The sequence below is a fragment of the Ruegeria sp. YTSA144 genome, from assembly GCF_059610125.1.
Window position 1 is genome coordinate 21,019 of record NZ_JBXWNA010000011.1, and the last position, 11,646, is coordinate 32,664.

The 11,646-nt window shown below is 58.3% G+C and carries 14 protein-coding genes; 5 read left to right on the top strand and 9 right to left on the bottom strand.

Annotated elements, in window-relative coordinates; all coding sequences use genetic code 11:
- Positions 1 to 4 precede the first annotated feature (4 nt).
- The 5 genes from AC2FF8_RS18190 to AC2FF8_RS18210 form a co-directional block, all read right to left on the bottom strand.
- Complete coding sequence (locus AC2FF8_RS18190) at positions 5 to 643, bottom strand: glutathione S-transferase family protein (protein ID WP_496880393.1); 639 nt, start codon at positions 641 to 643, stop codon at positions 5 to 7.
- Between the two features lie 278 nt (positions 644 to 921).
- Positions 922 to 1,134 carry a hypothetical protein gene (locus tag AC2FF8_RS18195; RefSeq protein ID WP_257600301.1) on the bottom strand — a complete coding sequence of 71 codons (213 nt, stop codon included), beginning with the start codon at positions 1,132 to 1,134 and terminating at the stop codon, positions 922 to 924.
- 54 nt (positions 1,135 to 1,188) lie between these two features.
- The gene (locus AC2FF8_RS18200) at positions 1,189 to 2,970 is read right to left on the bottom strand and encodes an acyl-CoA dehydrogenase C-terminal domain-containing protein (protein ID WP_425077935.1); all 1,782 of its coding nucleotides are present in this window, start codon (positions 2,968 to 2,970) and stop codon (positions 1,189 to 1,191) included.
- A 42-nt stretch (positions 2,971 to 3,012) separates the two neighbouring features.
- Complete coding sequence (locus AC2FF8_RS18205) at positions 3,013 to 3,414, bottom strand: MerR family transcriptional regulator (RefSeq protein ID WP_117869542.1); 402 nt, start codon at positions 3,412 to 3,414, stop codon at positions 3,013 to 3,015.
- A 271-nt stretch (positions 3,415 to 3,685) separates the two neighbouring features.
- The gene (locus AC2FF8_RS18210) at positions 3,686 to 4,054 is read right to left on the bottom strand and encodes a MerR family transcriptional regulator (RefSeq protein ID WP_152457425.1); all 369 of its coding nucleotides are present in this window, start codon (positions 4,052 to 4,054) and stop codon (positions 3,686 to 3,688) included.
- Between the two features lie 115 nt (positions 4,055 to 4,169).
- Here AC2FF8_RS18210 and AC2FF8_RS18215 point away from each other — a divergent pair, with 115 nt between their 5' ends.
- The 3 genes from AC2FF8_RS18215 to AC2FF8_RS18225 are packed head-to-tail and all read left to right on the top strand — an operon-like array spanning position 4,170 to position 6,428.
- The gene (locus AC2FF8_RS18215; RefSeq protein ID WP_496880394.1) at positions 4,170 to 4,589 is read left to right on the top strand and encodes a PaaI family thioesterase; all 420 of its coding nucleotides are present in this window, start codon (positions 4,170 to 4,172) and stop codon (positions 4,587 to 4,589) included.
- 1 nt (position 4,590) lies between these two features.
- On the top strand, positions 4,591 to 5,109 hold the full coding sequence (locus AC2FF8_RS18220) for a PaaI family thioesterase (protein ID WP_496873705.1): 519 nt from the start codon (positions 4,591 to 4,593) through the stop codon (positions 5,107 to 5,109).
- 2 nt (positions 5,110 to 5,111) lie between these two features.
- Positions 5,112 to 6,428 carry an MATE family efflux transporter gene (locus AC2FF8_RS18225; RefSeq protein ID WP_480487035.1) on the top strand — a complete coding sequence of 439 codons (1,317 nt, stop codon included), beginning with the start codon at positions 5,112 to 5,114 and terminating at the stop codon, positions 6,426 to 6,428.
- Here AC2FF8_RS18225 and arsC read toward each other — a convergent pair.
- Genes arsC through AC2FF8_RS18245 form a run of 4 tightly spaced genes read right to left on the bottom strand, consistent with a single transcriptional unit; the run spans position 6,425 to position 8,584 of the window.
- Complete coding sequence (gene arsC / locus AC2FF8_RS18230; protein ID WP_496880395.1) at positions 6,425 to 6,766, bottom strand: arsenate reductase (glutaredoxin); 342 nt, start codon at positions 6,764 to 6,766, stop codon at positions 6,425 to 6,427. The genes AC2FF8_RS18225 and arsC overlap by 4 nt on opposite strands.
- Positions 6,763 to 7,821, bottom strand: coding sequence for a quinone-dependent dihydroorotate dehydrogenase (locus AC2FF8_RS18235; RefSeq protein WP_496880396.1), 1,059 nt, complete (start codon positions 7,819 to 7,821; stop codon positions 6,763 to 6,765). Before AC2FF8_RS18235 ends, arsC begins: the two co-directional genes overlap by 4 nt.
- Positions 7,818 to 8,249 (bottom strand): DUF1330 domain-containing protein, encoded by a 432-nt coding sequence (locus AC2FF8_RS18240; RefSeq protein WP_480684724.1) that lies wholly within the window; start codon positions 8,247 to 8,249, stop codon positions 7,818 to 7,820. Before AC2FF8_RS18240 ends, AC2FF8_RS18235 begins: the two co-directional genes overlap by 4 nt.
- Positions 8,246 to 8,584, bottom strand: coding sequence for a DUF952 domain-containing protein (locus AC2FF8_RS18245; RefSeq protein ID WP_170347224.1), 339 nt, complete (start codon positions 8,582 to 8,584; stop codon positions 8,246 to 8,248). The genes AC2FF8_RS18240 and AC2FF8_RS18245 overlap by 4 nt, the downstream gene beginning before the upstream one ends.
- A 107-nt stretch (positions 8,585 to 8,691) precedes the next feature.
- On the opposite strand from AC2FF8_RS18245, the gene AC2FF8_RS18250 reads away from it, so the two are divergent.
- On the top strand, positions 8,692 to 10,269 hold the full coding sequence (locus AC2FF8_RS18250; protein WP_170347223.1) for a bifunctional metallophosphatase/5'-nucleotidase: 1,578 nt from the start codon (positions 8,692 to 8,694) through the stop codon (positions 10,267 to 10,269).
- A gap of 684 nt (positions 10,270 to 10,953) precedes the next feature.
- On the top strand, positions 10,954 to 11,619 hold the full coding sequence (locus AC2FF8_RS18255; protein WP_170347222.1) for an SOS response-associated peptidase: 666 nt from the start codon (positions 10,954 to 10,956) through the stop codon (positions 11,617 to 11,619).
- The last annotated feature ends 27 nt before the right edge of the window (positions 11,620 to 11,646 follow it).

The following is an 11,646-nucleotide window of genomic DNA, read 5'->3' on the forward strand; positions in this document are numbered from 1 at the left end:
CTCCTCAAGCTCGATCCGACGGGTTGCCGGGCATCAGGTCATAGGGGTGTTTCCAGCCGGGCTGCTCGGACAGGCGAGTCAGCCAGGCGTCGATATTGGGCCAGTCGGCACGGTCAAAGCCGAATGGTTCGGGGTAGTAAAGGTAGCCGCAGCAGCTGAGATCAGCGTTGGTTACGCCGTCGCCGACGATCCAGTCGCGGCCTTCCAGATGCGTGTTCAGCACCTGATAGGCAGCCTTCAGGCGGCCCTGGTTAAAGGCGATCACATCCGGGTTGCGATGCTGTTCGGGCAGAAAATTGATCAGGAACCGGGTCAGGCCCGCCATCGAGCTGAGCTTGTGATTGTCCCAAAGCACCCAGCGCAGGATGTCATAGTTCTCTTCCCGGTTTTTGCCGCCGAACTTGCCGGATTTTTCAGTCACATAGGCCTGAATGGCACCAGATTGGGAGGTTTGGAAGTCACCATCGACCATGAAGGGTGCTTCGCCCATCACGTTGAGTTCTGAACGGAACTCGGGGCTGCGGGTGACACCTTTGAAGAAGTCGACAAAGACAGGCTCCCAATCGAGACCGGACATTTCCAGCGCCAGAGCGGCCTTGTAGGAATTGCCGCTTTCTCCGAAACAGTGCAGTTTTATGCTCATGCAATCGCCCCTCCCGTGGCGCACGTGGCTAAGCCGGAATTGAGTATTTTTGAAAAGATGAAGGTCAGTCGGTAACCTTTGATCAACCATCTTCCTATTCAATGGTCGCGCGGTACAGGCTGGAGAGCCGATGACCGCAAAAGGTGAAGTCGTCCCTGTCCTGATGGCGAGTGCGCCCGGTGGCAGGGACGCGTCGCAGCTTCATCTTTTCATAAATACTCCCGCCGGAGGCACCCGGCATCCAAGTTAGCGGTTTCGTAATAAATCGCCGCTGGCATTCACTTTTTCCGGGCTTCCAGTTCGGAATTGAAGATTCGCAGGCGATGGGTCAGGTTGTCCTCGTTGATTACGCTGTTGAAGTTTTCGAACAGAAACGACAGCGCCTCTCCCTCGTCCAGACCGGCTTCGCGCGCGAACGCTTTGAGCTTGCGGTACCCGTCCTCGGTCATTGCCACGGGAAAGCGGCGAGTCAGGCGGAAACGTTTTGGCATGTTGTTCCTCCGGTAAGCTGGGTCCAGTCAATGTTGCCCGGACCCAGATTGAGATCAGAAGCTTGCCGCGTCCAGCGCCATGACCGTGTCCGCACCGGTTTGAATGCGCGACAGGTGCAACGCCGTGGCGGGGAGGCGCCGGGCCATGTAGAAGCGGCCGGTGTTGATCTTGGTCTCGTAGAACTCTTTGTCCGACGTGCCATTGTCCAGCGCTTCTTGCGCGGCCTTGGCCATACGCGCCCACATCAGGCCCAGGCAGACATGGCCAAACATGTGCATGAAATCGTAGGAACCGGACAGCGCGTTGTTCGGATTCTTCATGCCTTCCTGCATGAAATACATGCCGGCAGCCTGCAGATCCTTGGACGCGGCTTTCAGCGGTTCGATGAAGGCTTTGTCATACGCCTCGTTCTGGCCCGCGTTTTCCTTGCAGAAGGTTTTGACCATGTCGAAGAAGGCCATGACATGCTTGCCGCCATCCTGCGCCAGTTTGCGGCCAACAAGGTCCAACGCCTGTACGCCGTTGGCGCCTTCATAGATCATGGCGATCCGGGCATCGCGGGTATATTGCGACATGCCCCATTCCTCGATGTAGCCATGGCCGCCATAGACCTGCTGCGCCTGAACGGTCATGTCGTAACCTTCATCCGTCAGGAAGCCCTTGATGACCGGGGTCAACAGTGAGATCAGGCCGTCTGCGTCCTTGTCGCCCGACCTGTGCGCCTTGTCGATCATCGTGGCACCCCACAGAATGAATGCGCGCGCACCTTCGGTGAAGCTTTTCTGGTCCATCAGGTTTCGTCGGATGTCAGGGTGAACAATCAGCGGATCGGCCGGGCCGTCCGGGTTCTTTGTGCCAGTAACATCACGGCCTTGCAGGCGATCCTTGGCGTATTCGACAGCATTTTGATACGCAGCTTCGGCCTGAGACAGGCCTTGCATGCCCACACCCAGACGCGCTTCGTTCATCATGGTGAACATGGCGCGCATGCCTTTGTGCTCTTGGCCCAGCAGCCAGCCGGTGGCCTCGTCATAATTCATGACGCAGGTCGAGTTGCCGTGGATGCCCATTTTCTCTTCGATCTTGCCGACCGATACGCCGTTGCGTTCGCCCAAAGAGCCGTCTTCGTTGACGATGAACTTGGGAACGATGAACAGCGAGACACCCTTGATACCCTCGGGGCCGCCGGGGATTTTCGCCAACACCAGATGGATGATGTTGTCGGCCATGTCGTGATCGCCAGCCGAGATAAAGATCTTCTGGCCCGAGATTTTATAGCTTCCGTCACCCTGCGGTTCCGCTTTGGTGCGCATCAGGCCCAGATCGGTGCCGCAATGCGGTTCCGTCAGGTTCATGGTGCCGGTCCATTCACAGCTGACCATTTTGGGCAGGTACTTGTTCTTCTGTTCGTCCGTTCCATGCGCCAGAATCGCCGATGCAGCACCGTGCGTCAGGCCCTGGTACATTGTGAAAGCCTGGTTGGAACCCGAGAACATCTCGCCCACGGCGGTGCCCAGCACATAGGGCATGTTCTGACCGCCATACTCTTCCGGCATGTCGAGGCCAGTCCAGCCACCTTCCTTCATCTGCTCGAAGGCGTCCTTGAACCCGGTCGGGGTGTACACAATGCCGTTTTCCAACCGGCATCCTTCGGTGTCGCCGACAACGTTCAGCGGATGCAGAACATTGGTGGCAACCTTGCCGGCTTCTTCCAGAACCGCGCCGGTAAACTCGGCTTCCAGTTCGTTGTAGCCGGGTATGTCCGACTGCGAGACATTCAGTACGTCGTGCAGGATGAACTGCATGTCTTTGGTTGGCGCGTTGTAAACGGGCATGTGAAGCTCCCTTAATTCATATGTCCGGATGACAGGTCGAGGTTACTCGGCTGCCTTCTTTTCCTGTTTCATCGAGGCGATGACTTTCTCGCCCCAGCGCAACTGCTCTTTCAGATCGTCGATGGCCTGCGTCAGCTCTTCGCGGCGCGATTCCATGTCCTCCAGACGCTCGCACGCGATTTCATAGGTGCGGGTCATCTGCGTGACCTGCTGGTCGCCGACATGGTACAAATCCAGCAGTTGCCGAATTTCTTCCAAGCTGAAACCAAATCGTTTGCCGCGCAGGATCAGTTTGAGCCGCGCCCGATCACGCTTGGTGAACAGACGTTTCTGGCCTTCACGGATCGGGAACAGAAGTTCCTTGGCCTCATAGAACCGCAAGGTGCGTGGTGTGACATCATAGGTCTCGCACATCTCGCGGATGGTCATCACATCTTCGGTCATTCGTCATACTCTCGTCACTGGCGTCATGAGATATGAGTTGCGCAGTTGATACGCGCTTTACAACACGAGAGTGACGTTTACGTAATCCAGACGCTGCGTCATTTCGAAGTTGACGTAACATCCGGTCACGTAAGCATGGTCTGACGCAATTTTCTTTCCGTTACGTCATGCGGTTTTTCCCGCCAAAGCAGTCGCAATTGCGGAAACACTGCGCATCTGTTTGCGCGGATTCAGGGTGATAAATTTGGTTTTTCGGACTCGGAAGGCGCGGCTATCCCAACGACTTGGCCGTCTGGTCGCGCAGACGCTTGAGTTCGTCCATGGCTTCATCCAGTTGCTGGCGCTGCTGCTGAAGCTCGTTCATCTGGCGATCCGCCATCTCGACGAACGTAGCCATTTGCGCCTCATTGCCCTGATCTTCGTAGATCAAAAGCCATTGGCGAATCTCTTCCAGGGGGAATCCGAACTTGCGGCCGCGCATGATCAGTTTCATCCGCGCGCATTCACGCGGGCCGTAAAACCGGGACCGACCTTCACGGTCCGGTTGCAAAAGTTCGATGTATTCGTAATAGCGCAGAGTGCGCGGGGTCACGTCGAACTCGGCGCACATCTCTTTGAATGACAAACGGTTGTTGGACATTCCCGATCTCCTTGTCAGCAACCTAGGCGGTCCCGATCCCGAGCGCAACAGGTGGGCTTGCCCTTTGCGGAAACAGCGGCTCATAAAGGACGGGCAGAGAACAGGACGCAAACCTATGGTCGACAAGACAGTTTTAGCCCGCCAGTTTATCGAGGCGATCCCCCACGCGCGGGCATTGAACCTCAAGCTCACGCAGATCGGCGAGGGCGAGGCAGAGATCACGTTGCCCTACAATGAGGATCTGATCGGTGATCCGCGCACAGGGGTGATTCACGGTGGGGCGATTTCCACAATTCTGGACACTTGCTGCGGTGCTGCTGTGATGAGCCACCCCTCGGCCCCCGGCGGGACAGCCACGATCGACCTGCGAATTGACTACATGCGCGCGGCGACACCGGGTCAGACGGTTACGGCGCACGCCGTCTGCTATCACATCACGCGGAACGTGGCTTTTGTACGAGCGACGGCTATGGACGACGACAAGGACCTGCCGGTGTCCACGGCCTCGGGGTCTTTTACGGTTGAGGGGAAATAACATGGCAAGACCTCGTCCCGAACCAATGCAGGTGGTCAAGCAGCGACGCGATGCAGCGTTGCGTGCGCTGGTTGACGGTGTGCCTTACATCCGCTTTCTCAATATCAGCTTCGACCGGCGCGGGGATGAACTGACCGGTGTTCTGAACTTCGATGACAAGTTGATTGGCAACCCGTTCCTGCCTGCGATTCACGGCGGTGTAACCGCGGCATTCCTCGAAGTGACCGCTGTCATTACCCTTAGTTGGGAGCATTTGTTCCCGCGTATCGAAAGTGGCGAGATCGACGGAGAGGCCATTGTGACCGACCCGAATATCCGCTTTCCCAAAACCATCGACTTTACCGTCGACTACCTGCGTTCGGGCCTTCCACGGGACGCATATGCGCGTGCCTTTATCAGCAGATCTGGGCGGCGGTATGCCTCGGTCCGGGTCGAAGCCTGGCAGGACAATCATGCGAAACTGTTTGCGCAGGCTTCCGGACATTTCCTGATGCCGCAACCCCCCAGAGACAAGAGCTGACCGTGCAGGACGCCTCGGCGCCCATTACGCACAGGCGGGTGTTGAAGATCGCGGTGCCGATTGTCCTGTCGAATGCCACCGTGCCCATTCTGGGTGCGGTGGATACGGGCGTGGTCGGGCAGATGGGCGAGGCGGCCCCAATCGGGGCGGTCGGCATCGGCGCTGTGATCCTGTCCACAGTCTATTGGATTTTCGGTTTCCTGCGGATGGGAACCACCGGGATGGCGGCGCAGGCACGCGGGGCAGGCGATATCGTTGAAACCCGGGCGCTGCTGATGCGCGGCCTGATCCTGGGAGGCGCGGCAGGGCTGTTCTTTATCCTTGCGCAAGTGGCCGTGTTTGCGGGTGCGTTCGCGCTTTCCCCGGCAAGCCCCGAAGTCGAAGCCCTGACCCGGTCCTACCTGGAGATTCGCATCTGGGGGGCACCCGCCACCATCGCGTTATATGCCGTTACCGGCTGGCTGATTGCCGTCGAGCGTACGCGCGGCGTGTTCGCCCTTCAGGTCTGGATGAACGGGTTGAATATCGTTCTCGACCTGTGGTTCGTTCTTGGGCTTGGCTGGGGGGTCGAGGGAGTTGCCATTGCCACCCTGATTGCAGAATGGACAGGATTGGCATTGGGGTTATGGCTTTGCCGGGATGGGTTCGCAGACGGAATCTGGCGCGATTGGGCGCGGGTGTTCGATGCTGCCCGGCTGCGGCGCATGTTGCAGGTCAACGGTGATATCATGCTGCGTTCGGTTCTGTTGACCGGATCGTTCACGACATTCCTTTTTGTTGGCTCGGATCTGGGTGACGTGAATCTGGCCGCCAATCAGGTCTTGCTTCAATTTCTTGAAATCACCGCCTTTGCGCTTGATGGGTTTGCCTTTTCCGCCGAAGCGCTGGTCGGAGGCGCAGTCGGGGCCAGAGACAGGTATCAGGTGCGTCGCGCCTCGGTCATGGCCTCGCAATGGGGTGTTGGGGGGGCGCTGTTGCTGGGAACGGTTTTCTTCTTGGCCGGCCCGGCGCTGATCGACCTGATGTCAACTTCACCGCAAGTGCGTGAGGCCGGACGCGAATACCTGTTCTGGGCTGCAATCGCCCCGGTGATCGGAGTGGCAAGCTGGATGTTCGACGGTATCTACATCGGTGCCACCTGGACCCGCGCCATGCGCAACGCGATGATTCAGTCAGTGGCGATCTATGTGGTTGCACTTTTCATACTGGTGCCGAGTTTCGGCAATCACGGCCTGTGGGCCGCGTTGATGGTTCTCAATATTGCACGCGGCGTGACAATGGGCTGGCGCTATCCCAAGCTTGAGGCACAGGTCGCCTAGAGCAGCGTCAACAGGTTTTCCGGCGGACGTCCGATGGCGGCTTTGTTTCCGGCAATTGCCAAAGGCCGCTCGATCAGGATCGGGTTTTCGGCCATGGCACGGATCAGGTCTTCGTCGGGCGAGGTTTTGGCCAGCCCCAGTTCCTTGAACCGTTTTTCGCCCGTCCGCATCATTTCGATGGGCGACAGCCCAAGGGCGGATTGCGCAGCGCGCAACTCGTCTAATGACGGCGCGTCTTCCAGGTATTTTCGCACAGAGATCTGCGCACCGTTTTCTTCCAAAAGCGCCAGACCGGCGCGGGATTTGGAACAGCGGGGGTTGTGCCAGTATTCGATCACAGCCAATCCTCTCGTTTGCTGCCGACAGCTTGCGATACGGTGTCAAAACCGTCACGCGCCAGCAAGTCATCCAGCCCTTCGGCGATGTCGGCAGCCAGGGAAATGCCGCCATACACCATCGCGGTATAGAACTGCACAGCCGATGCCCCGGCACAGATCTTGGCATAGGCCTGCTCGGCATTGCTGATGCCGCCCACGCCTATCAGGGGGATATCCCCGTCCGTCAGTTTGCTCAGCCGCGCCAGTACACGGGTGGACTTTTCAAACAATGGGGCGCCCGACAAACCACCGGTTTCGTCTTTGTGTGCGCTGCGTAAACCGTCGCGGGACAGGGTGGTGTTGGTGGCGATCACAGCGTCCACCCGGGTTTCGCGGGCGACCTCGGCGATGTCCTGCAACTCCGCCTCGGTGAGATCCGGTGCGATTTTCAGGAAGATCGGCAACGGGCGCGGCAGCGCATCGCGCGTCTCGATCACACCGCTCAAAAGCGCGGTGAGTGCGGCTTTGCCCTGCAAATCCCGCAACTTTTCCGTGTTCGGGGATGACACGTTGACGGTCGCAAAATCCAGATACTCGGCACAATGGGCCAGCACTTTGACAAAGTCGCCGGCGCGGTCTTCGCTGTCCTTGTTCGCCCCCAGATTCAGGCCGATGACCGCGTCTTTGGGGCGGTGTGCCAGCCGTTTGGCCATCACCTCCATGCCTTCGTTGTTGAAGCCAAAGCGGTTGATGGCTGCCCTGTCCTCGGTCAGGCGAAACAGGCGGGGTTTGGGGTTTCCCGGTTGCGGGCGCGGCGTGACCGCCCCGACTTCGACAAAACCGAACCCGGCGCGGGACAGCGGGGTCAGAACCTCGCCGTTTTTGTCGAACCCGGCAGCCAGCCCGACCGGGTTCGGCAGGTTCAGCCCGGCAACGACGGTTTTCAGGCGCGGCGTCGTTACCGGCCCCGGTGCGGGTGCAAGCCCGGACTTCAACGCCTTGATCGACATCCCGTGGGCGGTCTCGGGGTCCATGCGGTGCAGGGCGGCAAGGCCCAGTTTCTCCAACAGTTTCATCCGAATGTCGCCCCGGCTTCACCTGAACCGCATCGGATCAGGCGCGACGTTTCCACCGCCGCCTGACGGTGGATCACCGCCGCCCGATAGACCGGGTCAGTGACCATTTCCAGAAATGCATGTGCCGTCGGATAGCGGGCAATGAAAACGACATCCCATGCCTCGTCCGCCGGTCCAATCAGGGTTGCTTCAAACACCCCACGCCAGAGGATGCGCGCCCCGATACGTTCAATGATCGGAGCGGTTTCTGCCCCGTAGTTCTGATAGGCTTGCGCTCCGGTCAGCCCTGCATTTGCCAGCTCATGCGCGGTTGGGTACTGCGCCTTGGCCCGAAACTTCACCAGATTGAGCATTTCGATCGGCATGTCCCGATCCAATGCCTTGAAGGCCTCGAACTGGTCGCGGTCCGGGTCGATGTAAGATGTCATGTCATGTCCTTTGGGAACTGGTGCGCGGTGCCGTCAAAGGGCAGAGGGCGTGACCAGACGACATCGCTCATCCGGATCTGGCGATAAAGGTGCGGGAACAGGGCACCCCCGCGCGAGACCTCCCATTTCAAGTCGTCGCCCATCGCGTCTGCGTCACAGGCCAGCAAAACCAGACCATCGACACCGGCAAAATGTTTGGCTGCGGTTTCAGCGGCTTGTTCAGCGGTGGAAAAGTGGACAAACCCGTCAGCGACATCAATCGGTGCGCCGTCCGAGGCACCCTGGTTCTGCAAGGCGGCCCACTCTTCGGCTCGGAAAATCTTGTAAATCAGCATACGGACCTGATGCCCCGCGCCGAAGATGGAATCAAGTCGGATTTCTTCTTTGACTCTCTGCCGTCATGCGCGCACGATCACCACAAATAACAACTGGGAGTACCATGATGCAGACCCGAATTTTGACTTCAGTCGCGGTTCTGGGCCTGACCGCCGGAGTTGCGGCAGCCGACTACAAGTTGACAATTTTGCACACCAACGATTTTCATTCTCGTTTCGAGCCGATCAACAAATACGACAGCGGATGCGACGCGGAAGACAATGCCGAAGGAAAGTGCTTTGGTGGATCGGCGCGCCTGGTCACTGCCGTGAAAGACGCACGTGATCGTGCCGACAATTCGATTCTGGTGGATGGCGGCGATCAGTTTCAGGGGTCTCTTTTCTACACGTATTACAAGGGCAAGGTCGCTGCCGAGTTCATGAACAAGCTGGGCTATGACGCCATGACCGTGGGCAACCACGAGTTTGACGACGGCCCGGAAGTGCTGCGTGGCTTTATCGACTCGGTCGATTTCCCGGTCCTGATGTCCAATGCCGATATTCGCGACGAAGAGCTTCTGACCGACCACATCAAGAAATCCACCGTGATCGAGGTGGGTGGCGAACAGATTGGCCTGATCGGGCTGACGCCGATCGATACGCATGAACTTGCGTCGCCCGGTCCCAACGTGACCTTTTCAGACCCGGTACCGGCGGTGCAGGCCGAGGTCGACAAGCTGACGGGCGAAGGCGTCAACAAGATCATCGTGCTCAGCCATTCGGGCTATGGCGTTGATCAGCGTGTCGCGGCAGAGACAAGCGGGGTCGACGTGATCGTTGGCGGGCATTCGAACACCTATCTTTCGAATGCATCGGACAAGGCCGTGGGCCCGTATCCCACGGTGGTCAACGGTGTGCAGATCGTTCAAGCCTATGCCTACGGCAAGTTTCTGGGCGAACTGAACGTCACGTTTGATGACGACGGCAATGTGGTCGAAGCCGTTGGTGAACCTTTGATCATGGACAACACCGTGACCGAGGATCAGGCCGCATTGGATCGGATCGCCGAACTTGCTCAGCCTCTGGATGAAATCCGAAACAAGGTTGTCGCCAGCGCGGCCGAGGCCATCGAGGGGGACCGCTCTGTATGTCGTGTACAGGAATGCCAGATGGGTAATCTTGTTGCTGATGCGATGCTGGCGCGGGTTGCCGATCAGGGTGTACAGATTGCCATCGCGAACTCGGGTGGTTTGCGGGCGTCTATCGACCCCGGAGACGTGACCATGGGTGAAGTGCTGACCGTGCTGCCGTTCCAGAACACGCTGTCCACTTTTGAGATCAACGGGCAGACCGTTATTGACGCGCTGGAAAATGGCGTCAGTCAGGTGGAAGACGTGAAGGGGCGTTTTCCTCAGGTCGCTGGCCTGCGATTTACCTGGGATCCCAGTGTAGCGCCGAACGAAGGGCGTATCATTGATGTGATGGTCGCCGAGGGCGATGGGTTTGTTCCGATCGACCCGAACAAAACCTACCTGGTCGTAACCAACAATTACGTCCGCAATGGTGGCGATGGGTATTCGATGTTCGAGGGCGATGACAAGAACGCCTATGATTTCGGTCCGGATCTTGCGGATGTAACCGCGGAATACCTGGCGGCAAATGCTCCGTATCAGCCTTATGTTGATGGGCGCATCAAGCAGAAGTGACTCTGTTTTCGAAAAGGACAAAAGCCGCGTCATCATGATGCGGCTTTTTTGCTTCCACGGATCAACTGAAATCGTATTCCGGCCAGAGTTCCGAGCCCAGGCCGTCAAGCATCGGTTTGATCTGATCCGCGACCTCGCGCCAGCCCCTGATTGACTTGGACGAACCCCTGGCGGTTGGCAAGCTTGCACGCGTTTTTGCAGGCACTTCCGGGTTGTCGGAGTTTGAGGCCAATTTGCGGGTGGTGAACCGGGCAATTGACCTCCAGTTTCCCCCTCACGCCTACTCTCGTCCATGACCCGCACAAGGTCCCGGTGGTCTGGGAATTGTATTTCCTTTTCGGGTATCAGCCAAGGCACGCGTTACCTGATCCGTGTGTATCAGCGCGTTCGCCGATTTCTCGGCAAACTGCGGATCATCGGGCTTTGTCCACGAGGCTTCAGTGAAATGTGAGCAGGGCTTTCCTTACAGCTTCACCCCGGTCAAAACGAAGCCGGAAAAGGCTTGATAGTCCGAGTTCTTCGGGAACTTTTTGAGCCCCCGTGGGGTCTTTTCAGTACCTGTGGACGCTTGTCAGCCTCCCAAAAGGCCGCCGCTTTGCTCTTGTGGGATCGCGTTTTCTGGTTTTCCATGCAATCCAGTAAGGTCCTGTGTCAGAACCAGGATTGGAACGGTGGTCCATTACCATGTGCGGACGGTTTGCAATAACTCTTCCCAATGACGCGATGGCGCAGCTGTTTTCCGCGCGCCCGGCTAATGCGTTGCCAACCGTCCCGAATTTCAACGTGTGTCCGACAAATCAGGTGCATGTGGTGCGGGGTGGTGAATCAGGCCGTCATCTGGATGCGCTGCGCTGGGGGTTTTTGCCACATTGGTACAAGACGGAAACTGCCGGCCCGTTGCTGATCAACGCACGTGCCGAGACTTTGGCGGAAAAGCCCGCCTTTCGCGATGCCTGCCGATCACGCCGCTGTCTGATTGTCGCAACAGGGTTTTACGAATGGACCAAGACGGACGAGGGAACGCGCTTGCCCTGGTACATCCATCGCAGGGATGGCGCCCCGATTGCTTTTGCAGGGATCTGGCAGGACTGGGGGGTGGATGAAAACCGTCAGGGCACCTGTGCCATCGTGACAACGGCGGCCAACGAAAACCTTGGCACCATCCATCATCGGATGCCGCTGATCCTTGAACCCGAGCACTGGTCATTGTGGCTGGGTGAAGCGGGAAAGGGGGCTGCTCGTCTGATGCAGCCGGGGGCAGAGGATGTGCTGACGTTTCATCGCGTTGATCCGGTCGTGAACTCGAACCGGGCCAGCGGGCCTGATCTGATCGAGCCTTTGCACGTGTGAGGGCGTGCGGCCTTTCCTTTGCAAACG